30 protein-coding genes are annotated in these 22,291 nt (G+C 32.3%); 27 read left to right on the forward strand and 3 right to left on the reverse strand.

Going from position 1 to position 22,291, the window contains the following annotated elements:
* Nucleotide 1: 1 nt before the first annotated feature.
* From ZPR_RS10250 to ZPR_RS10305, 13 genes are all read left to right on the forward strand, one after another.
* Nucleotides 2-667, forward strand: coding sequence for a basic secretory protein-like protein (locus ZPR_RS10250; RefSeq protein ID WP_013071585.1), 666 nt, complete (start codon nt 2-4; stop codon nt 665-667).
* 6 nt (nt 668-673) lie between these two features.
* Nucleotides 674-2,095 carry a glycoside hydrolase family 125 protein gene (locus tag ZPR_RS10255; RefSeq protein WP_013071586.1) on the forward strand — a complete coding sequence of 474 codons (1,422 nt, stop codon included), beginning with the start codon at nt 674-676 and terminating at the stop codon, nt 2,093-2,095.
* 18 nt (nt 2,096-2,113) lie between these two features.
* Complete coding sequence (locus ZPR_RS10260; protein WP_041578833.1) at nt 2,114-4,306, forward strand: GH92 family glycosyl hydrolase; 2,193 nt, start codon at nt 2,114-2,116, stop codon at nt 4,304-4,306.
* A gap of 377 nt (nt 4,307-4,683) precedes the next feature.
* On the forward strand, nt 4,684-5,184 hold the full coding sequence (locus ZPR_RS10265) for a hypothetical protein (protein ID WP_233421392.1): 501 nt from the start codon (nt 4,684-4,686) through the stop codon (nt 5,182-5,184).
* Complete coding sequence (locus ZPR_RS10270; protein ID WP_013071589.1) at nt 5,181-6,041, forward strand: ABC transporter ATP-binding protein; 861 nt, start codon at nt 5,181-5,183, stop codon at nt 6,039-6,041. The genes ZPR_RS10265 and ZPR_RS10270 overlap by 4 nt, the downstream gene beginning before the upstream one ends.
* Nucleotides 6,031-6,858, forward strand: a complete 828-nt coding sequence (locus ZPR_RS10275; protein WP_148211706.1) for an ABC transporter permease — start codon at nt 6,031-6,033, stop codon at nt 6,856-6,858. The genes ZPR_RS10270 and ZPR_RS10275 overlap by 11 nt, the downstream gene beginning before the upstream one ends.
* On the forward strand, nt 6,855-7,514 hold the full coding sequence (locus ZPR_RS10280; RefSeq protein ID WP_148211707.1) for a hypothetical protein: 660 nt from the start codon (nt 6,855-6,857) through the stop codon (nt 7,512-7,514). Before ZPR_RS10275 ends, ZPR_RS10280 begins: the two co-directional genes overlap by 4 nt.
* 19 nt (nt 7,515-7,533) lie before the next feature.
* On the forward strand, nt 7,534-7,866 hold the full coding sequence (locus tag ZPR_RS10285) for a hypothetical protein (protein ID WP_013071592.1): 333 nt from the start codon (nt 7,534-7,536) through the stop codon (nt 7,864-7,866).
* Between the two features lie 4 nt (nt 7,867-7,870).
* Entirely contained in the window at nt 7,871-8,269 is a 399-nt protein-coding gene (locus ZPR_RS10290) for a DUF6896 domain-containing protein (protein WP_013071593.1), read from the forward strand.
* Nucleotides 8,270-8,306: 37 nt separating this feature from the next.
* Complete coding sequence (locus ZPR_RS22955) at nt 8,307-8,522, forward strand: RHS repeat-associated core domain-containing protein (RefSeq protein WP_262507689.1); 216 nt, start codon at nt 8,307-8,309, stop codon at nt 8,520-8,522.
* Nucleotides 8,523-8,713: 191 nt separating this feature from the next.
* Nucleotides 8,714-9,145, forward strand: a complete 432-nt coding sequence (locus tag ZPR_RS10295; protein WP_148211708.1) for a hypothetical protein — start codon at nt 8,714-8,716, stop codon at nt 9,143-9,145.
* Between the two features lie 117 nt (nt 9,146-9,262).
* On the forward strand, nt 9,263-10,153 hold the full coding sequence (locus ZPR_RS10300; protein ID WP_083759758.1) for an RHS repeat-associated core domain-containing protein: 891 nt from the start codon (nt 9,263-9,265) through the stop codon (nt 10,151-10,153).
* Nucleotide 10,154: 1 nt separating this feature from the next.
* Nucleotides 10,155-10,868 carry a hypothetical protein gene (locus ZPR_RS10305; RefSeq protein WP_013071597.1) on the forward strand — a complete coding sequence of 238 codons (714 nt, stop codon included), beginning with the start codon at nt 10,155-10,157 and terminating at the stop codon, nt 10,866-10,868.
* Between the two features lie 151 nt (nt 10,869-11,019).
* Here the strand turns inward: ZPR_RS10305 and ZPR_RS24025 are convergent, their stop codons facing one another.
* Complete coding sequence (locus ZPR_RS24025) at nt 11,020-11,139, reverse strand: transposase (protein ID WP_394329739.1); 120 nt, start codon at nt 11,137-11,139, stop codon at nt 11,020-11,022.
* Nucleotides 11,140-11,532: 393 nt separating this feature from the next.
* Here ZPR_RS24025 and ZPR_RS10315 point away from each other — a divergent pair, with 393 nt between their 5' ends.
* The 14 genes from ZPR_RS10315 (at nt 11,533) to ZPR_RS10375 (ending at nt 20,309) form a co-directional block, all read left to right on the forward strand.
* Complete coding sequence (locus tag ZPR_RS10315; RefSeq protein ID WP_013071599.1) at nt 11,533-11,913, forward strand: hypothetical protein; 381 nt, start codon at nt 11,533-11,535, stop codon at nt 11,911-11,913.
* A 111-nt stretch (nt 11,914-12,024) separates the two neighbouring features.
* Nucleotides 12,025-12,453: an RHS repeat-associated core domain-containing protein gene (locus ZPR_RS10320; RefSeq protein WP_013071600.1), complete on the forward strand. Its 429-nt coding sequence runs from the start codon at nt 12,025-12,027 to the stop codon at nt 12,451-12,453.
* 297 nt (nt 12,454-12,750) lie between these two features.
* The gene (locus ZPR_RS10325) at nt 12,751-13,467 is read left to right on the forward strand and encodes a hypothetical protein (RefSeq protein ID WP_013071602.1); all 717 of its coding nucleotides are present in this window, start codon (nt 12,751-12,753) and stop codon (nt 13,465-13,467) included.
* A 206-nt stretch (nt 13,468-13,673) separates the two neighbouring features.
* Nucleotides 13,674-13,910, forward strand: a complete 237-nt coding sequence (locus tag ZPR_RS10330) for a ParB N-terminal domain-containing protein (protein WP_041578836.1) — start codon at nt 13,674-13,676, stop codon at nt 13,908-13,910.
* A 4-nt stretch (nt 13,911-13,914) separates the two neighbouring features.
* Complete coding sequence (locus tag ZPR_RS10335) at nt 13,915-14,313, forward strand: DUF6896 domain-containing protein (protein WP_013071603.1); 399 nt, start codon at nt 13,915-13,917, stop codon at nt 14,311-14,313.
* Nucleotides 14,313-14,441: a hypothetical protein gene (locus ZPR_RS23865; RefSeq protein ID WP_013071604.1), complete on the forward strand. Its 129-nt coding sequence runs from the start codon at nt 14,313-14,315 to the stop codon at nt 14,439-14,441. Before ZPR_RS10335 ends, ZPR_RS23865 begins: the two co-directional genes overlap by 1 nt.
* A 424-nt stretch (nt 14,442-14,865) precedes the next feature.
* Nucleotides 14,866-15,450, forward strand: a complete 585-nt coding sequence (locus ZPR_RS10345; RefSeq protein ID WP_187288275.1) for a hypothetical protein — start codon at nt 14,866-14,868, stop codon at nt 15,448-15,450.
* A 472-nt stretch (nt 15,451-15,922) separates the two neighbouring features.
* Complete coding sequence (locus ZPR_RS10350) at nt 15,923-16,432, forward strand: hypothetical protein (protein WP_013071608.1); 510 nt, start codon at nt 15,923-15,925, stop codon at nt 16,430-16,432.
* Nucleotides 16,433-16,952: 520 nt separating this feature from the next.
* On the forward strand, nt 16,953-17,123 hold the full coding sequence (locus ZPR_RS23390; protein WP_013071609.1) for a hypothetical protein: 171 nt from the start codon (nt 16,953-16,955) through the stop codon (nt 17,121-17,123).
* A gap of 124 nt (nt 17,124-17,247) precedes the next feature.
* Entirely contained in the window at nt 17,248-17,679 is a 432-nt protein-coding gene (locus tag ZPR_RS10355; protein WP_013071610.1) for a hypothetical protein, read from the forward strand.
* A gap of 145 nt (nt 17,680-17,824) precedes the next feature.
* Nucleotides 17,825-18,124 (forward strand): RHS repeat domain-containing protein, encoded by a 300-nt coding sequence (locus ZPR_RS10360; RefSeq protein ID WP_013071611.1) that lies wholly within the window; start codon nt 17,825-17,827, stop codon nt 18,122-18,124.
* 72 nt (nt 18,125-18,196) lie between these two features.
* A complete protein-coding gene (locus ZPR_RS10365; protein WP_041578838.1) occupies nt 18,197-18,649 on the forward strand; it encodes a DUF4844 domain-containing protein in 453 nt (150 codons plus the stop codon).
* A 240-nt stretch (nt 18,650-18,889) separates the two neighbouring features.
* Nucleotides 18,890-19,639 (forward strand): phytanoyl-CoA dioxygenase family protein, encoded by a 750-nt coding sequence (locus tag ZPR_RS10370; RefSeq protein ID WP_013071613.1) that lies wholly within the window; start codon nt 18,890-18,892, stop codon nt 19,637-19,639.
* A gap of 112 nt (nt 19,640-19,751) precedes the next feature.
* Nucleotides 19,752-20,309 carry a hypothetical protein gene (locus tag ZPR_RS10375; RefSeq protein ID WP_041579953.1) on the forward strand — a complete coding sequence of 186 codons (558 nt, stop codon included), beginning with the start codon at nt 19,752-19,754 and terminating at the stop codon, nt 20,307-20,309.
* A 195-nt stretch (nt 20,310-20,504) separates the two neighbouring features.
* On the opposite strand, the gene ZPR_RS10380 is transcribed toward ZPR_RS10375, so the two are convergent.
* Together ZPR_RS10380 and ZPR_RS10385 are read right to left on the reverse strand one after the other, a co-directional pair.
* Nucleotides 20,505-21,305, reverse strand: coding sequence for a type 1 glutamine amidotransferase domain-containing protein (locus tag ZPR_RS10380; RefSeq protein WP_013071615.1), 801 nt, complete (start codon nt 21,303-21,305; stop codon nt 20,505-20,507).
* Nucleotides 21,306-21,380: 75 nt separating this feature from the next.
* Nucleotides 21,381-21,923 (reverse strand): Crp/Fnr family transcriptional regulator, encoded by a 543-nt coding sequence (locus ZPR_RS10385; protein WP_316928320.1) that lies wholly within the window; start codon nt 21,921-21,923, stop codon nt 21,381-21,383.
* Between the last annotated feature and the right edge of the window lie 368 nt (nt 21,924-22,291).

The raw sequence follows: 22,291 nt of genomic DNA on the forward strand, positions 1-22,291 counted from the left end.
AATGAAAAAAATTGTAATCGCTGCAGGTTTATTAGTGAGCTCTTTAGCCTTCTGCCAGCAACAAGAAACCTTTGAAAAAAAAGGAAAAGTATTAATTTTTACCAATCATGATCCTAATTTAAATAAAGATACGAAGAAGGGACTGGTAAAAACTTTTTTTAAAGTATATCCAAAATTAGTTAAGGATTTTAATCCCGAATCTATGGATACTATTAGAGTGAAAATTGATACGGAATATGATGGAGTGGCTTATGCGCATAATGGGCGTATAACGATTAGTTCAGACTGGTTAGCCAAAAAACCGGGAGATTTGGATGTGATTACTCATGAGGTAATGCATATCGTTCAGTCCTATCCGCCAAACAGTGGCCCGGGATGGTTAACTGAAGGCATCGCCGATTATGTTCGCTTTAAATACGGAGTAGATAATAAGGGTGCAGGATGGAGCCTCCCTGATTATAAACCAGAAAATTCGTATAAAAATAGTTATAGAATTACCGCAAGATTCCTGTATTGGTTAACTAAAAAATACGATAAAAACATTGTTCAGAAACTAGATAAGAATATGCGCAATAAAACTTATTCTGAAGATTTATGGAATCAATATACCGGTAAGTCTTTAGATGCGCTTTGGGCAGAATATAGTGAATCACCTCAAATAAGTTAATAAACTATGCAAAGAAGAAAATTTATCCAGAATTCGGCTTTATTTGGGTCGTTGGCAATGATCAATCCAAAAGTATCATTAGCATCCAGTCTTGAAAAATATCCGGTGGTTAGAACCCCAAAGGGAGAGCGAAATTTTGAAAGTAAGGCAATAGAAAAAGCCATAAAAGAATTTGGAAAAAAGGTTAATGACGAAGAACTGGCCTGGTTGTTTAATAACTGTTTTCCAAATACGTTAGATACTACCGTAACTTATACAAGCAAAAACGGAAGACCGGATACTTATGTAATTACCGGAGATATCGATGCCATGTGGTTAAGGGATAGTTCTGCACAGGTATGGCCTTATATGGCATTTGCCGATGAGGATAAAGATCTTCAGCATTTAATCGCTGGAGTGATCAATCGCCAAACTCAATACATTTTAAAAGATCCTTACGCCAACGCGTTTTATGATGATCCTAATAAAAAAGGAGAGTGGACTACAGATTTGACAGATATGAAACCTGGCGTACACGAACGCAAGTGGGAAATAGATTCCTTGTGTTATCCAATTCGATTAGGCTATAATTACTGGAAAACAACTGGAGATACAGCACCTTTCGACGAAGACTGGCAAAAAGCGATAAAAGCTATTTTGGGCGTTTTTAAAGATCAGCAAAAAAAGAATGATCGCGGTCCGTATCACTTTCAAAGGGAAACGGCAAAAGCTACAGATACCAGAGCTTTACATGGTTATGGATACCCGGTAAATCCCGTAGGCTTAATCTGCTCGGCTTTTAGACCTTCAGATGATGCCACAGTATTTTCATTTTTAATTCCTTCCAACTTTTTTGCTGTGGTGAGTTTAAAACAAGCCGCTGAGATGATGAAAACCTTAGCCAATGATAGCAACACCGCATCAGAATTATTAAGCCTGGCAAAAGAAGTAGATAATGCCTTAAAGAAACATGCTATCGTACAGCATCCAAAATATGGGAAAATCTATGCCTTCGAGATTGATGGTTTTGGTAATCATTTATTAATGGACGATGCTAATGTACCAAGTTTATTATCCCTTCCTTATTTAGATGCGTTGCCGGTAGACGATGAAATTTATCAAAATACCAGAGCATTTATCTGGTCTACAGATAATCCATTTTTCTTTAAAGGAACTGCGGCTGAGGGTGTAGGAGGACCACACGTTGGTATGGATATGGTTTGGCCAATGTCGATCACCATGAGAGGTTTAACAAGTACCAGCGATGCAGAAATTAAGGAATGTGTCAAAATGCTTAAAAGCACACATGGAGATACAGGTTTTATGCATGAAACTTTTCATAAAGATGATCCAACTAATTTTTCCAGATCATGGTTTGCCTGGGCGAATACGCTTTTTGGTGAATTTATTTGGAAAACGTATAAGGAAAGTCCAGAACTTTTAGGATAATCGTTAAAATAAAATGGAATGAGAGCCTCCCAAAACATATCAGTAAGAATAATAAATTATAGCCTGATAGTATCGATTTTAATCGTGCAATTTGGTTGTAAATCCAGATCAGGCAAAACTGAAGAGAAAGCTAATCTTACCAGTTATGTAAATCCCTTTCTGGGTACAGCGCCCTTAACCGATCCGAGTATTATTGGTTATAATCCACCAGAGGGTTGGCGTGTTTGGGCAGGCTTAACTTATCCCGGTTCTTCTTTACCTAATGCCATGGTGCAGTTAAGTCCGATTACGGAGTTTGGTAGTGGGGCCGGTTATGAGTATGAAGATGATGAAATTTATGGATTTACCCATACTAATAAAGGGCACTGGAATCTTTGCAATTTACCTATTTTACCTGTTTCGGCAGAAGCACAAGTTCCGTTTAAGTCGAAATTTACTCACGATAATGAAGAGGCTTCACCGGGTTTTTATCAGGTATATTTAGATGATTACGGAGTAAATGTAAGGTTAACTTCAACGTTGAGAGGAGCAATTCATGAATATACGTTTAGCAACAAGAATCGAAGTATTGTTTTTAAACTTGGAAAAGCGAATAACGGTGTTTCAGATTGGGATATTAGCACCAGCAACCGAAACGAAATTTCAGGATATCAACGCGTAGGCGGAGACAAAATTCATTTTTTTGCGAAGCTGAGTCATGATATTAAAAATGTACATATTGAGAATCAGGGAAAGCAGGAGGGATACGCAAAAATCGAACTCGAAAACGGCAAAGCTGAAGAGGTAATCCTAAAAGTTGGTATTTCTTATGTGAGTATAGAAAACGCTAAAAACAATCTTGAAAAAGAAATAGGAAATCGAAGCTTTGATGAAGTTCACGAACAGGCTATTGAAACCTGGGAAGCTTTGCTTGGCGCTATAAAGGTAAAAGGGGGAACTAAAAAACAGAAGCAAATTTTTTATTCTTCTTTATATCGTGCATTTCTTTGGCCGGCTTTACGGAGCGATCTTAATGGTGAGTTTAGTGATGTTGAAGGCAAGATTAAGAAAGCTGATTTTCGTTATTATACATTGCCCTCCTTTTGGGATACTTATCGTAATAAACTGGTATTGCTAAACATGCTCCAACCTGATGTGGCAAAAGATGTGATACGTTCGGTAATTGATAGAGGTGAAAATAACGGATTTATACCTACCTTTTTTCACGGAGATCACGCTACTTCATTTATTTCGGCAGCTTATAATATGGGGATTACGGATTTTGAGGTGCAAAAAGCCTACGATTTATTGCTTAATAATGCTTACAAAGAAGGTGGAACACGTCCTTATATTTCAGAATATATTGAAAAAGGATACATCGCTACTCCAAAAATTGAAAATCCACATGTAGAGAGTAAAGCGAAAGCTGGAGTATCCAAGACTTTGGAATATGCGCACGACGATTATTCTTTGGCTTTACTGGCAAAAGCACTTGGTGATTCAGCTCATTACGAAGACCTGATGAAGCGATCTAAAAATTACCGCAATGTGTTTGATAAGAATACTCATTTTATGCGTGGAAAACTGGAAGATGGTACTTGGGTAAGCCCGTTTGATGCAGAATATCCTTACTACGAATATATGTATCGTGAGGCTAATGCATGGCAATTATCGTTTTACGTTCCTCATGATATGCCTGGACTGGTTCATCTTTACGGGAAAGAAAAATTTGAGGAAAAACTGGATTCGCTTTTCTCCACCCCCTGGAATCCTAAACATATCGCCAGAAATGTTTCTGGTTTTATGGGATTGTATAGCCAGGGAAATCAACCTGATCATGAAACACCATTTGCCTATTATTTTATCGATAAGCCCGAAAAATCTCAGGCAGTTTTAGATAAGTTGATGCAAAATTATTTTGGAATTGAAGAAAGTGAAAATGCACTATCTGGTATGGATGATGCCGGAGAAATGTCCTCATGGTATGTTTTTGCAGCCAGTGGTGTTTATCCTTTATCCCCAGCCGATGCCGAATTTTTAGTCAGCGTACCTGTTTTTGATGAAGTAACCTGGACGATGCCTAACGGAAGCATACTAAGTTTTACACATAAGGGTAAAGGACGAAAACTAAAGGAAATTAAAGTGAATTCTGAAAGCGTAGATGGATATTTTATTCCATTTCAGCTATTTAAATCTGGAGGAAAAGTAATTGTCGAAACTGGTAAAGATTAATTTCGAAGAAAATTAGCCTAACCAACCAATCTTCGAAGTAGCAGGGAATGTATTTACATTCCCTGTTTTTTTTAGTACCTCTGAAAGGATATCGTATTCCGATTTTGGAGATTATGGCATGCTTTGCGAGAGTAAAAAGTTTTTACGCTTCATATTCAGTGAGCTTTACAGGTTTCTTGATTTTTTAGAAAATTACCGGGGTGTTTCAATTATTAATTTGCTTTGGTTTTTCATTATTTTTTGTTTTTTGGCAATCAAAATTAAGTTAAAGCCGCCTATTTAAAAGTAATGAAGCAAAGCAATGATTTATATTTGTAACTAAGCCTAGCCATTTTTAAATGAACTTTCATGATTTGCCAAAACAGCCTAGCATTTTTTTGTCTTACTGGAATGTAGGCAAACTTTTGTATGGCGCTTTGCTTTTGTTTATCATAGAAACCTTGTTTTATTATGTGAAGTTTAATGAATCCTTGATAGATGGCAATTGGTATATCATTTTGTTTTGGCTGTGGTGTTTACTGTTTTCTTTTATTCATATGTTTCTGGTGATGGCAGACATATGGTCAAGGTTTCAGAATTATAAAAGGGCAAAAGATCAAATATTTCAGCATGGTTTTAAAACGAAGATAGCGATTAATTATACAGGGAGTAAATGCCAGCGCATGGCTCTAATGGCTGCAGCAAAAGAGTTGGGGATGGATAAAGAAGTACAGCGATTTTATGAAAAACTAGGCATTGGCTGGTATCATTTTATTCCTAAGTTTATGCTTAAAGATCCGTTGTTTTTCTTCCGCAGCTATTTTTGGTCGCGTACCTTTTTAGAACGCTATTATGCACCCAAATTTGATTTTAGAAATCAGCAAAAAGCTCTCTCTTGATTTTAGAAGCCACAAATTTAACCAAAACCTATAAATCGGGTAAAGCCGTAGATGCCATTTCGCTTAAACTTAAAATCGGCCAGATTTATGGTGTACTGGGAAGAAATGGCGCGGGGAAAACTACTTTATTTAAGATATTGTGCAATCTCGTTACTGCAGATCATGGAAGTTTAAAAATTCATTCGACCAAATTAAAACCTATAGGGGCCATTATAGAGAATCCAGGTTTATATACTTATTTAAATGCATACGAGAATCTTAAGGTTTTTGCTGAAATTCAAAATGCTCCACGGGATAAAACAAGGCTTGAACAATATTTAAAAACCGTCGGTCTTCCGTTAGATAGAAAGGATGCAGTGCGCCATTTTTCGATGGGAATGAAACAGCGCCTGGCCATCGCCATTGCTTTATTAAATGATCCTGAAATTGTTATTCTGGATGAGCCATTTTCGGGTCTTGATCCTATGGGGGTTTCAGATTTAATTCGGCTCATAAAATCACTTGCCGCTAAAAATAAATCGGTTTTAATTTCATCACATATGTTGGCCGAATTGCAGAATTGCTGTGATTATTTATACGTAATCGATAGGGGAAAACTGGTTAATCAAGGGGAAACCACAAGGCTATTTAATCATAGCATTTCCCGATACAAGATTAAAGGAAATGGTGTAGAGCAGGTAAAAAACAAACTATTCAAAATTATTTTTGCTGAAAAGAACAGTATCGATATTGAATGTAAAGCTACTGAGATTTCTAAAATCTTAGAAAACCTGATTCAGCAAGGTTATCAGATCACTGCATGCATACCACAGGTTACCTTAAACGAACTTTTAAGTCAGCAACCCAATGATGTATAGGATTTTAAAGGTAGAGCTATTTAAGCTGTTTAGAGAAGCCAAAACCTGGTACGCCATTGTGGCCGTTTTAATTATTGAGTTTATCATCTTTTTTGCGGCTTATTATCAGGGAAAAACCATTTTAGAGCTCTTATTAGATAATTTAAGGCAGTCTTTTTATTTTGAAGGAAACCTACTTAATGGCAATTTACTATTATATATTGTCCTAAATTCCCTTTGGTTTAATCTACCTTTAATTTTAATGATTGTAAGCTCAGCTTTAATTACCGAAGAGTATAAAACGGGAACCCTAAAAACGCTAATGCTGCAAGCGGTGAGTAAAAAGAAACTGATCCTCGCAAAATATATAACCTCCCTGATTTTTACAATATCGATCTTAGCGCTTTTAATGCTTAGTAGTTTTGTACTGGCCTACAGTATTTTTGGAGATGGTGATCTGGTGGTGTATTTGGGAACTTTAAATTTTTTCCCTGCAGAAGATGCCTTTTCCAGAATTTTATTAGCATTTTTTTCAGGAACACTAAGTATGATTTTTTTTACCAGCGTAAGCATTACTTTAGGAATTATACTGAAAGAACCTACCAAAACCTGGATTGCTTCAGCCTTGTTTTTAATTTTAAGTTCGTTATTTATAAAAGCTGATTTTGGAGAAATAGGAGATTATTTTTTTCCGAAATTAACCAATTCCTGGCAGCGCTTTTTTGCTTATGATCTGGATATTTATGGAATCCTTCAGGATAATCTTTTACTAGTAGGATACACTATTTTATTTGCTGTTATAGGGATTTATAAATTCAATAAAACCGATATTGGATGAATTTAAAGATTATTTTTTTGTTGTTGCTGTTAATGTTTATGGGCACACTACAAGCGCAGGATATCGATAAGGATTTATTGCGTATTAAACAGCACATGGATGATGTTTCGTATTTCACCGCAGATATCATAGTAGATGTTACAGCTCCATTTATCAATATGCCCACAAAGACCGCTTCCATAGCATATAATCGTGGTGAGAAAATAAAATTTAAAACCGAAGACTTTTTAATTTTCCCAAAACGCGGATTGGATTTTACTTTTTCTGAGCTTTTTGAGCATCCTTTTATTAGCGTAGATCGGGGTTTTGAATTGATCGATGATAAAAATTTGAAAGTTCTAAGTATCATTCCAAAAGATGATAAAGCTGATATGGCTATGGCTACACTTTATTTGGATATTGAAAATGATCATATAGTGGTATCCAAAATTACTACTAAAAACCAGGGAAGTTATACTTTGAAAATGCAGTATAATGCAGCAGAAATCTTACCATATCATATGGAAGTTTCTTTTGCTATCGAAAATCTAAAAATTCCGCTTAATTTTATGGGAAACGATACCAAAATTGATCGTAAAGCCATAAAAAATACCCAAACCAATACAGGTATTGTAAAAATCCAGATAAAAAATTACGATATAACCATTACAAGGTAAGGCTAATAAAAATTTAACTATGAGGATATTGGCTCTTTTACTACTTTTAATTTTTTCAGTTTCCAAAAATTATGCTCAAAAACCTATAAATTCAACGATTACAAAAGCTGACTTGATCAAATTTATTGAGCAGGCAAAAGAAGAAGGCAAAGTAAATGAAGATCTGATAATTGTCTTAGACGAACAGAGGTTTGTTGGTATTGATTCGATTAAAGCGGATGAAAAATTTTTCGCAGAAATCAGAATAATCAAAAAAGGCAATAAAGAAATGAATCAGATATATGGGGATAAAGCTGAAAATGGAATTATAATGATCCAATCTCCTCCAAGAACTCCTGAAGAGAGGAAATAGAAATATGAATAAGGAAATTATTACATATATAGAATTTATTAAAAAATTTGAAGGAAAACTAAATTCTAAATTTGAGATTTCAGGAAATATATGGGAAAGATCAGGAAAAGATTTTCCCAAATCAGGAAAGGTCGGAGATTACAAATATAGTTTCCACGGGGCTGGTTGTAGAATTGAAAATAATGGAATTATTTGTGAATATGATATTGCGCCGTTAAATGGAAAAAGCATAAAATTTTCTTTATGGAAGTTGGCGAATTTTATAAAAACACATCCTACATTAGAGGAGAAAGAATTTTCTGATTTAGATAAAGAATTATCTTTCTTAGTAAAAGAAAGATTTTTATCAAAATTGAAGATAGACGATATTGAAACATCTACATACCAGGTAGAGCTATGTTGATGACTTTTTATAATCTTAAGCTCATTATTATTTTTGGATATCGAAATCCTTTAGAGAAAAGGATGCTGAAACGGGGATGGAAGCCTTTGAACTTCGATTATGGGATGCAAGAATTGGGCGATGGTTAACTACAGATCCTAAAAAAGAGTTTCCATCTCCTTATCTTGGACTAAGCAATAATCCTTTACGTTTAACTGATTCTGATGGAGGAAGTACTGATGATGTAATATTTAGAGATAGTAATGGAAAATAATTTTTCAAAATAATTACTGGAGATGATAATCATAGATATATAGATGTTGGTTTTGAAGTTGATAATGATCTAGGCTCAATAAATGTTAATTTTAACTAATAATATAAATGAAAATCAGGTTTATAATTTTTACACTAGTTCTATTACTTATAATAATAGCTTATTTTTTTATAAAGTTTATTGCTCCAAAATTGACAGAGCAAGACCGAATGGAATCTGAATTATATTTTAATAGTTGTCACTATAACTTTAAAGCGAGAATTTTAGATCATCACCCACTTAATGCCTATACAGCGGGTGTTTTAAAATTAAAATTAATCAAAGGCGAGATCAATACTTATAATGAATACAGTAAAAATATTACAACAGGTAACTTCAATACTAGGGATAGTGTTATGTATGCTTTTGCCACTTTTTATCCAGAAATAGTAAGAAAAATAGATGAAGGAATTCATCCTGTTATGATTGAAATGAATTGTAAATCAAGAGTAGCTAAAATATTTATTAATCAAGAAGATTTTTTTAAAACCACAATTTACTACTCTGGAGATGACAGCTTTAAAAAAAGAGCTTTTATAGATTTTTTAGACGAAAATAATATTAAAAATGATTTATTTTGGTAAACTAGTTTTCTGCTAACGATCGACTTTGTCGAGTGCTGTAATAGCTTTGGTAATCAGAAGCTATGTTATAAAAGTTTATCTTTTTTTTAGTAGTAGAAAGTATAAGTTTAATAATAAATTTGCGTACTTCAGCACAATGATGCGAACCAATCTAAATACCGATATAAATATCAGGGTAAGGAAAAGGATGCTGAAAAAGGTATGGGAGCATTTGAACTTCGACTATGGGATGCTAGAATTGGGCGATGGTTAACTACAGATCCAGCTGGTCAATATAGTTCTCCATATCTAGGAATGGGAAATAATCCTGTAATAAGAGTTGATCCAGATGGCGGTAGCGATTGTCCCTATCCTCCTTGTAATGGCGGTGCATTTTATGGAGGTTCTTTGGGTGAGGTTTCAATTATTGTGACTAAATCTAAGCCAGCTGATATGCCAAGATGGATTTGGGATACTGATTTTGGGTTTTACTCAACGGATTTCAAAGGAAGTTTGAGTGACTATAATAAAGAGTATGGAACAAACTATATTCAAGGGAAACAGTATAATGAATATTATTATGATAATTTTTATAAACCAGAATATGATGAATTAATAAGTGGTATGCATGCAGCTACTTCTGAAGCTGCTGGCTACTTATTAGGGTTTGGAGGATATTTTGTTCCGGTTGGATGGGTATTTAAAGGTGGTAGGTGGGTATACGGTGGGCTAAAATATATTCGATATGGAGGGAAAACATTTACCCAATATAAAGCTATTTACTGGGCAACAAGAACCAAACCTACACTTAGTGCAATTGAAGGTCCTGCAGGACAGGTTTGGAAGCAATATACAGAATTACATCATAGGTTTATTCCTCAAAGATGGAATTGGGCACCAAATTGGCTGAAAAATAATTCATATAATTTGCAGCCCTTAAGTAGTTATGAATATGCATTGAGAGATCCGTACCGAGCTAGATTTGCTCCACAATGGGCTAAAGAATTGTTCAATTTAAAATGGAAATAGAATGTTTGAATTTTTTAAGAGAAATAAGAGTGAAATTCCAAAACACTCATCTTTGACCGCTCAGGATTTTAATTTTTTGAAAAACCTATTATCTATTCTGCCTGATGATTACGAGTATTTGCGCCATCAAGTCAGTTCGGATTTTCTGATTAAAAAATCACCCATGTTATTGAAAAAAAAGGGTAACATTGGTTTTTCTATGGATGAGAATTTGTTTAATAAATTGAAGAGAACTGATATTGCAGAATCTGCAAAATTAAGTAATATTCTTATTAAGAGTAGAAAGGGCGGATATACAGCAATAACCATTCATCTATTAAACGGAAATCTATGGGGGTATTATCTCGATCCTCATCTTTCTTTTGAAGATTTAGATTTTAGATTTTATGATATGAGCAAATTGCAGCTCAGACAATTTAATTCAAGTGACAAAGAGGAATTAAAAAACATTTTAGGAGATGTACCTAATGAAATACTTAAAAATTTGGATGTTGAATCAACCTTCAAGATCGAATTGAGAGAAGGTGAATTTTACGTTATCAAAGAATTTGGTAATGGAGATTACTTAGCTGTTGATAAGTTTGGTCAAGTATATGGTCTGTTCCATGACCCTTACTTAATAGAGAAAATCTATGATAATAAGGATTCTTTTTATAAAGCGCTTCAAAAAGATGAATTCGATATGAATAAGTACTATGAGTCTAAGTTTGATTAATATACTATTTCAATCCACTATTTCATTAAAATTGGGAGATTTTTAAAATTTAATAAACTCTGCCAATTACGATTAATAAGTTCTTTGTCATACTGAAATTTAGTTTTGCTAAAGAGTTCTTTAAGATTCGTTTTATCGGTTAAGGAGATGCTTAATATTTGGTGCATTTCATATGGTGCTGTTTCAATCCCTTGAAAAATAGTTCTACCTGCCAGCGGTTTTTATAAATTTCGACAACCTGTAGGGCTGAAATATGGGTAACATTATTCAAGAAAAAAACTCAAGTTCTTGCTCCTGATCCCAGTATTTGACCAAGCGAAGCGGTTCGGGATAGTACTGTTTCGGATACAAGACAGTCAATTCAATCATCTTTAATCGTTTCACTCAATGGTTAAAAAGTGATCCTTATGAACAATTTGTCGGGTCTTAACTGAAATAAAGTTGGTAACAGGAGTCGATGTCGTTCAAATTCAATATACTTTAATAAACCAAACACACGCAAAATCATTTACCTACGGATTAGGAACAAGTTGGGACAATAGACCAATGGGTACAATCACACAGGAAATAAAGTTTACGGAGGATATAAATTATAATAAATTATCCCCACAAGGAAAGGGGTAATTAATTTTTATAGGACTAATAATTTTATGAAACCTATTAGATGAAATTAATATCAAGATTTATTATTTGCATTTCAACAATTATTTTTACCTCTTGTAGTCTTAATATTGAAAGAAAGATCTACGGATCTTACTATTTAATTTCTACAGATGTAGATAATGATACTAACATTTCTGTAAGACTATATGATGGAAATTATCTAGGTAAAATCCCAAATCAAGTAGTTGAATATTCATTAACCTCAGATTTTATATTTGCAAAACAGCAAAACTATAGGTACAGAACTTCAAAGTTGGAAAACGAAGTCAATTATTATATTTTAGAATTAAGCACGGGAAATGTTATTAAATATGGTTTTGAAGAGTTTGAAAATTTTGTAAAAGATGAAAATATTAAAAATCTGGAATGGGAACATCCTTAATAGCTATAATACTGATTTATATAAAATCAAAAATATAATGAATAATGTAAATGGTAGCTTTTTAATAAGTAAATTTTTTTCGGTTTTATAACCCTTTTATTCTTGTGCCGGGTGGGAAACCAATCTGAATACCGGTATAAATATCAGGGGCGGGAAAAGGATGCTGAAACGGGGATGGAAGCCTTTGAACTGAGGATTTATGATAATCGTATAGGACGATGGATTAGTACAGACCCTGAAGGAGAGTTTTATGATATAATTGAATATGAAGGAGGATCATTAGATGGAACTACGGATTTTGTTGTAAATCCTTATATAAAAGAGAGTTTTAATTTTTTCGAAGACAATGATTTATTATTAGAAGCTACTATAAAAAGAGTAGGTATAGGAGAATGGAAATACAGTTCAGAAGCAATAATACCAGGTCATTATGAAGAATTATTACCTATTCCTCCTCTATGGAAAGCTTCTAAATACTTTAATTGGGGGGAATATTTGGTAGAGCTCAATCTACTGGTACTAGGGGACATCAATTCGTAAGTAAAGTAATAGGATATAGATATGCACTAGACCCAAGAGTTTCAAAAGTTACTTTTGACTTGGGGTATAAAAGGCTATTAGGAGTTGGAGGTTTTAAATATTGACCTAGACCCGATGTAGGTGTATTATTTAAAAATGGGACTGTTAGAATCTATGAAGTGGCTTCGAAGACAGATATTACAAAAATTTCACTTAAAATAAATAATGATTTTATGCTAAAAAATGGCATTCAAGGAACTACAAAAGTATCAAACATAGCTAAATTTTGGAATAGCATTCGGCCTAAATAAAAAATATATGAAATTATTTTCTAAAAAAGATCAGAAACAATACGATGTTTTGAAATTATTCAAAATTGTTAATAAGGAATTATCTAATTCATTTTTGTTTAAAGAGTGTATGCAAATATGTTTAGATTTTTGTAATCAAAATATATCTGCTTATCCCGATTATTTTGATGTTAATTATGGAGATAAAATTTGGAACAGTTTCGATAAATATAAATCCGAAATTCAGAAAATGAACTTACAGAATATTATAGTTATTACAGCAATGCATAGAGCTTCTGAATCTATAATATCAATCTCCAATAATTTTTTTAATGATTATGATGATAAAAAGGAAATTTCTTTTATAGAATTGTCATTAGCTATAAATATATCTTTTTTAAGTTCAGATAAACTTAATAAATTAATTGAGGAGATTTATACAATTTTTAATTTTGATTATGGTTATGGATTAAATATGTCTAATGACTATGATTTTGAAACTGAGAAAAAACTAAAAAAATCTTTTTTTGGAACTACTGTATCTAGTTCTATAGATCATGAAGATATTAATTGGCAAAAAAAAATTACTCAAATTAATAATGGTTATTTGAAAAAAATATATCCATATAATTTTCTAAATTTTTCACAACTTGATTCGCCAGAAGTTAAAAGTATTATTCATGATAAGAAAGGACTTTTATCAGAAATTAATGAGAAAATATACCTTCTTGAATGTAATTGTTGAATGTGAAATAATAAAGTCTTATTTCATATTTATTGCAAGGAGTTTAGGATGAATTTTCGGATAATACATTAAAAGATCCATATCTATCAATAGCAATAATTGATGATTTTGGATTGCTTTAAGCAGGATCTGGCGCAGCTAAAAATGTCAAATACGCTCCTAAGTTTTTAAGGGGGTTAAAAAGTACTGAAATTGGTGCACAAGCAATGGATAAGGTTGCAGATATATCTAGTCGTATGAAAAATAATGATATCTGGTTAATGAATGAACCAATTCATACATATGTTCATAATGGTAAAACATATATTTTAGATGGACATCATAGAATAGAAGCTGCTAAGCTAATTAACAAATCAATAGACGCTATAGAGATAACTTTTAAGAGAGCTAAGGAACTTTATGGAGATTTAATAAACCAAATACATAGAGGATTTTTTGATTAGAATTATGAATAAGGAAATTATTACATATATAGAATTTATTAAAAAATTTGAAGGAAAACTAAATTCTAAATTTAAGATTTCAGGAAATATATGGGAAAGATCAGGAAAAGATTTTCCCAAATCAGGAAAGGTCGGAGATTACAAATATAGTTTCCACGGGGCTGGTTGTAGAATTGAAAATAATGGAATTATTTGTGAATATGATATTGCGCCGTTAAATGGAAAAAGCATAAAATTTTCTTTATGGAAGTTGGCGAATTTTATAAAAATACATCCTAAATTAGAGGAGAAAGAATTTTCTGATTTAGATAAAGAATTATCTTTCTTAGTACAAGAAAGATTTTTATCAAAATTAAAGATAGACGATATTGAAACATCTACATACCAGGTAGAGCTATGTTGATGACTTTTTATATTCTTAAACTTATTATTCTTTTTGGATATCGAAATCCTTTAGAGAAAAAGATGCTGAAACAGGGATGGAAGCCTTTGAACTTCGACTATGGGATGCAAGAATTGGGCGGTGATTAACTACAGATCCAGCTGTTTAATATAGTTCTCCATATTTAGGAATGGGGAATAATCCTATAAAGTTAGTAGATCTTGATGGTGGAAAGGCAGACGATTACTTTGAAAAAAAACTAGAGAGTACTTAGGTCGTGGAATAGCAGACGATATAAGTTACATATCTAAAGAAGATTGGGATGCCGGAAACTTGGATAATTTTACTACAAATGTGTCTCCTGAAATAGAAGTGAAAGTATTGGAAAATTATGCAATCCTTCAGGTGGCTGGAGTACAGGACCGCCAGTCGAAAGAAATGAAAGGCAAGTACTGGTTATAAAATTTAACAAAGGAGATATAGGAAATCTTGTAAAGAACAGATGGGGTGTTTGTGCAATTATGCGCCACGAAGTGGTTGGCCATGGAAACGATTGGTTAGCTGGAATACCGTATGATTACCATGATTCTAAAACTTTTTGGGCTTGGGGAAAAAGAGCGACTCATAAAGAAATTCATTCAAAATTTTGGCCAAAAATTTCCTCAGGATTTAAGCAATGGCTATATGACGTATACGGTAGCGTTCCTTATGTTTTACCTATTAATCAAAGAATGCAATATTTTGGAAAATATGATGGTTTTAAAATTGACTAGATCAACTTATCTTTTATTAATTGCAACTATACTACTTTTTATTAGTTGTACGAAGGAAATAAATCATTATAAATTAGAAAAAGTCAAGGTTTTAATGAATAGGGAACTTCCCACCCCTGACCAGTTAATTTATTTTGTTAATCCTTATATAGGTAAGATAGATGAAGTAGAATATATCGAAGTAATAGATCATGAGGGTAATGTTCTTGAAAAAAGACGTTCTTTTAAGCCTTATTATGAAGATACTACTGCTATTAAGTTTACTACAACAAAATTTATAGATAGTTACAATAATTCACTCATGCTTGAAAATTTATTAAGTAAAGGAAAACTAAGGGTTGTTTATAAAGATGGGAATGTCCGTCTCTATGAGAGTGAAGAATAATCGGCATATTTTATGGAATGGAAAAGCTTAAGAATCTTAATAGGCTTCTTTTTTAGAATACATATCATGCACCTTTGAATCTCGAATGAGTGCATTTAGGATGGTTAAGAAAGATATTAGCTAATGTTTAATTGTGGGGATAGGTTATAATTTTCACCGTATCGGGGTTAAGTATCATATTGAAAGAAACTAGCCCATTAGCCAATTTTTCAGACATAAATAGTAGGCTTAAGTTCATAAAGCTCATACTACTAAACTCGGGTGCCAATACCGGGTAGAGAGAATGATGCTGAAACAGGGATGGAAGCCTTTGATATTCGCCTATGGGATGCAAGAAATGGGCGATGATTAACTACAGATCCAGCTGTTCAATATAATTCTCTATATTTAGGAATGGGTAATAATCCTGTAATCAGAGTTGATCTAGTTATATGAAGAAAAGTTTATTTGTTTTAGTCTTAGTATTTATTTCATGTCAAAAAAAAATCATCAAAAAAATAGTTGTGATTTCAGAGTTGAAATTTTATTATCCGATGAATTTAAAGATGATTATAAAATTGTATTAACATTTAAGGGTGAGATGAATCTTGTATTTGACTCTGCAAACTTTAATTTTGAAGATAAGCTTGATAAAAGAGTTGTTTTTTCAAGTCTTAAAGAGTTGACAGAGGGTTTAAAAGAAGATGCAATTATAATTGAAAATGAAGCTATGGAATTTAGAAAATTTTCTCAAATGCCTATAGGTGTTGATTTTTTCTCAACCTATCTATTTCAAGATGATGATAGTATATATAATATAAGAATAGAGGAAAATGGAGAGAAGAAAATTTTGCTCAACAAGATATTTTCAAAGGAACATTTTTACATGAGTAAAAATACATTGCCAAAAAAATTAAGGTTGCACTATATTTATTTTGTAAATAATAAAGCAAAACATTTAGCATCAAATTGGTTTCAACTACCCAAGAACTCAGAATTCTAGTACATAGAGAAATGTCGCGTCCGGAATAAGAAATAATATAGTCGGTTCTTCAGAATCGAATCTCAATCTTGTTTCAATAATTTTGGTATCAGCATGCGGTATTCAAACAAAGTTAGAAATGATGAGTCCTAATTAACTCTCAAAATGTTTATGTATCAATTGGAACTATAAAGCAAGATTTAAGGCCTAATGTTAATTGAACCACCCATGTAAATTAGTTGAGGTAGATATCAAAAATTGATAAGATTATGTTTTTTAATATAATTAAGCTTTGGATAGTTTAGAAACTTTGGAAACTTTATTATTAGCATGAATTGAAGAATTAAGTCTATATCTAATTAAACAGAATAAGGATAACCAATGACTTAATAAAAGAATACAAGTATTGGAGGTGCAATAGAAACTGGTAAAACTTTTTTTGTAGCTTATAATTTTAAAAACACCCCTAACTATGATCACTTACTATTTAGAGGAGATTATTATTTTTCTTCATTTGGTGTGGATGCTAATTTAGCTATTTTTGGAGCAGGTTTTGGAATCCATGGCGCTATTGGAGATTGGGCTGTTTTTAGGAGGAAGAGGTTCTGGAGGTTGGGGAATTAGATTTAGTATTATTGAAGGATATTTGGGAGCTGGTTATGCTGTTCATTATTCTCAGTTTTGGAAAAAACCTCTTTCAATATTTGATTAGGAACTCCCAAACTCCCAATTTTAATTTTTTACTAATATAAATGAAAGTCAGGTTTGTAATCTTTACACTATTTCTCTTACTTATAATAATAGCTTATTTTTTTATAAAGTTTATTGCTCCAAAAATGACAGAGCAAGACCGAATGGAACCTGAATTATATTTTAATAGTTGTAATTATAACTTTAAAGCGAGAATTTTAGATCATCACCCACTTAATGCCTATACAGCAGGTGTTTTAAAATTAAAATTAATCAAAGGCGAGATCAATACTCATAATGAGTATATTAAAAATATTACAACTGGTACCTTCAATACTAGGGATAGTATTATGTATGCTTTTGCCACTTTTTATCCAGAAATAGTAAAAAAAATAGATGAAGGAATTCATCCCGTTATGATTGAAATGAATTGTAAATCAAGAGTAGCTAAAATATTTATTAATCAAGAAGATTTTTTTAAAACCACAATTTACTACTATGGAGATCACAGCTTTAAAAAAAGAGCTTTTATAGATTTTTTAGAAGAAAATAATATTAAAAATGATTTATTTTGGTAAACTAGTTTTCTGCTAACGATTGACTTTGTCGAGTGCCGTAATAGCTATAGTAATCATAAGCTATGCTATAAAAGTTTAGCTTTTAGCTTTTTGAAGTAGTAAAGTATAAGTTTAATAATAAATAGGGTTACTTTAATACAATAATGTGAATCAATCTGAATACCGATATAAGTACCAGGGCCAGGAGAAGGATGCTGAAAAAGGTATGGGAGCATTTGAACTTCGACTATGTGATGCAAGAATTGGGCGATGGTTAACTACAGATCCAGCTGGTCAATATAGTTCTCCATATCTAGGAATGGGAAATAGTCCTATTAGCAGTAGGGTTAATCCTAATGGAGGTAAAGCTGACCACATTGAAGTCATAAAAAATAGAGATAAGATCGGCAAAATTACAGATAAACAATGCGACGGAATAGTGATCATTCATTTAAAGGAGGAATGATTTTAATGAGTTGTTGTTTCTCTATATTATAACTGATCTGTTATTGTGGATGATCCGAAACAGGTGAACATTATGACGAAATACTTTAAAATATTAGCTCTTTTTTTAAGCTTAGCTGTTTGTGCTCAAAATGTAACTGAAATGAAAACACCTAAGGAAGCAAGTAAAAAAATTATAGAATTTCTTGAAAAGAAAAAATTTGTTCAACAGGCAAATCCAAATTTCTATCCAGGGATAGCAGATGAAAAAATGCGACCAATTTTAGTTAAAAAAATAAATCTAATCGCTACTGATTTTTTAAACGTTGCAGAATCTAAAAATCCTACTGATATAAAGTATCAAAAGAAAATTGAAGTTGGACTTTCTAGGTTTACAGAAGTTTATATGGAGTTGGATACAGAAGACCGCGAAAAAATTTGTAATTACATCGAAGAATTAATGGATATTGTCCATCTGGAAAGTTCTAATGGTCAATTAAATAAATTCATGTATGGTTTTGATCCTAAAAGCAAAATGATAGATTAAGATAATTACTATTTTTCCTAATTATTGGTATAATATAATTTATATGCGGGTATAATCAAATCTCAAATTGAGGCCCTCATGTACTTACCCTCATTCAGTTAGCCTTTTCCAGACTTTTTTGCACAACTGTTACTTAACTAAGATCCAGATTTCTTTGGCAATCGAAAATTGAAAAATTCCGATATTAGTCGATAGTTAGTGTAAAAACAAATTTAAACATAATATGGTCCATACTATAAAATGAGATACACCAAGGAAAAAATAGAACTTGAAGAAAATGGATATTCCGTTTTATCAAATCTCTATTCAGAAAAAGAAATAAGTAAGATGTTGTCTTGCATAGAAAATGCAGAGCAAGACGAAAGCTCGTTTATGAAAACAAAAGATTTGTTTGCCATTCGACAGTTAATTAAGAATGTTCCTCTATTACCCGATTTGTTGTTTAATGAAAAAATGACCAAATTGATTTCAGAGCTTTATCAATCTCAATGTTTCTTAACAAAAGCCATTTACTTTGATAAACCAAGCAAATCGAATTGGTTTGTTGCGTATCATCAGGATTTGAGTATTTCAGTGGATAAAAAAGCCGATTTGGAACAGTATGTAAATTGGACATTTAAAAAGGGACAGTTTGGGGTGCAACCACCAATAGCGATTTTGCAAGATACAATAACCATAAGAATCCATTTAGATAGAACTGACAGAAATAATGGAGCCTTAAAGGTAATACCAAAATCTCATTTAAATGGAGTAGTTCGCACAGAATCAAAAGACTGGAATATTGATAACGAATTTCTATGTGACGTGGAAAGAGGCGGAGCAATGTTAATGAAACCTTTAACTCTACATGCTTCTAACCGAACAACAAATGGAAAGCAGCGAAGGGTTATTCATTTAGAATTTAATAAGCATAATCTAAAAGAACCTTTAGATTGGTTGGAGTATTATAGAATAGAAAAAATAGTTGATAAAAGTAGGCAAATTAGCTAACTAAAGATAAATATTTTGCGATGCTGGTTAATTTCTAACGTATTTTGTGGTCAATATAATATAGTCTTCCGGGCTAATTTAAATGGTCATATTTCTGAAAAAATTATCGAATATGAGAGGCATCTATAAAAAAATGCTTATTCTTACTGTAATCATTGTTTTAGCTCCTATAATTGGTGGAATCTACGGAATTCTAAATGACCAATTAACTTATTCAATTTCTGCCGAATATTATACAAAATTTAAATTTCATCAATTTGGTCTCGCAGATTCTGGAAAAGAAGCGATTTTTTCCAATCCTAGATTTGAAGTATCAATCGTTGGCATCATGGCGACGTGTTGGATGGGCTTATTGATTGGAGGGATTCTAGGGTTCGTTGGATTAATTCATAAAGGACACAAAAGAATGTTTAGAATTACGATGAAAGCAATACTAATTACCATTGCAGTAACCTTTTTTATTGGATTAATAGGCTTCTTCTATGGGAAATTTTATTTAAACCATGCGAATGTGGATTGGTGGTTACCCAAGAATCTAATTGAAACAGAAGATTTCATTGCGGTGGGTTCAATGCATAATTTTAGTTATATAGGAGGATTTATAGGACTAATTTTTGGAATATTATATAGCATCAATCAAAAGATGATTAGTGAAAAAAGAAAAATGTAATAAAGGATCGAAAAAGGTTGTGCTTTTCTGTAAATACGAGTCTTACTTGTGTAATCTTTTGCCTTTGAAGATTCATCGTATTAGATGTTATTCATTCAGTTTTCTTATTTAAAGATGAAGAATCTTATTATAAAATAAAACAGCAACCCAGATGCTATCCAGGTCGCTATTTTAGTAAATTAGTACTGAAATGTACTAGTTCAATTTTTTAACTAAAAGTTCCGCCACAAGTTCAGAAGATGCCGGATTTTGCCCTGTGATTAGCAAACCATCTTCAACCGCATAAGGAGTCCAATTTTCTTTTTTAGAATATATAGCCCCATTCTTCTTAAGCATATCTTCCACTAAAAAAGGAACAACGTTCATAAGCTGAACTGCTTCTTCCTCTTCATTCGTGAAGCCGGTAACTTTTTTTCCTTTCACTAAATAATTCCCTTCATTATTTTTAGTGTGTTTAAAAACACCGGGAGCGTGACAAACAGCAGCAACAGGTTTGTTATGGTTATAAAAATCTTCAATAAGTGCAATAGAATGTTTATCTTCAGCTAAATCCCATAACGGTCCGTGACCACCAGGGTAAAATATCGCATCAAAATCTTCTTGCTTAACATTTTCCAACTTTACAGTATTAGCCAAAACTTTTTGAGTTTCTTTGTCATTTTCAAAACGTTCTGTCGCCGGAGTTTGAGCATCCTCGGTTTTACTATTAGGGTCTATAGGGGGCTGGCCGCCTTTTGGAGAGGCCAAAGTGATCTCAAAACCTTTATCTTTTAAAAGATAATAAGGAGCTGCAAACTCTTCAATCCAAAAACCTGTTTTTTCTCCGGTTTCGCCTAGATCTTCATGACTTGTTAATACAAATAATACTTTTTTCATTTCAATGTTTTTTTGAGGATTTTCACTATTTGTTGGTTCCGATTGCGCTTCTTTTTTAGCGTTTTGTGCGCAAGAAGAAAATAAAACCACAGTGAAAATCGCTGTTAATACTCTTTTCATTTAAGCAATTTCATTAATTTAGAAATACAAATGTAGCGTGAGAGCAGTGCTTAAAAATTGATGTATGATAAGAAATCACTTTTTGGCATTATCTTTTCTTATTCGGCTTAAACTCTCGGTTGTGATTCCCAGGTAAGAGGCAATATGATAGTTCTTAACACTTTGTTCGATATTTGGATATGTAGTTATAAACGCTAAATGTCTTTCTTTAGCGGGTTGCGCCAGGCCTGCTAAAATCCTTTTCTGAAAACTGGCAAAGGCCCTTTCCATTTTTTTTCTGAAAAAAGTTTCCAATTGTGGTATTTTTAGAAATAACTCCTCCATCCCTTTTTTAGAAATCTTATAAAGACTGGCATCTTGAATACATTCAATATTCATGATCGCCCGGGTACTGCTAAAAAATGCGGTGTAATCGCTAATCCACCAATCATTAATCGCAAATTGTAAAGTATGTTCTTTACCCGATTGATCTATAAAATATGTGCGCATGCACCCCTGGGTTACATAATATTGGTAAAGCACTGTTTCATTAGCTTCTAATAAATTTTCGCCTTTTTTTAATGCTATTTTTTCGAGGTAAGGGGCAATTAAAAGAACTTCTTCAGAAGAAAGCGATATTCCTTTAAAAATTTCAGTGACTATATGATTTTCGATAGGGTATAAGTTTAAAATAGTGAAGAATCTGGTGTATTTATAATTTAAAACTGAAATATGATAAATGTTTGTAAATATAAGGATAAGTAATTTTGTAAATATACCCTATTATCCTAATTGTGTTGGTAGGATAAAGAAAACATAAAGTAGTCTTTCATTATCACATTTACTCAGAAAATGTTCTTTTTTAAGAGTGAAATTTTTTTAATCAGTCTTAAAAAAAGTACTAAAAAGTTATAATTAAACTAAATATGTTATTATTTAATTAATATGGATTTTGTTATGATTAAATGTGCCTACATTTAATCCTTAATCAACCCAATCCTATTGAA

The organism is Zunongwangia profunda SM-A87 (assembly GCF_000023465.1).
Taxonomy (GTDB): Bacteria; Bacteroidota; Bacteroidia; order Flavobacteriales; family Flavobacteriaceae; genus Zunongwangia; species Zunongwangia profunda.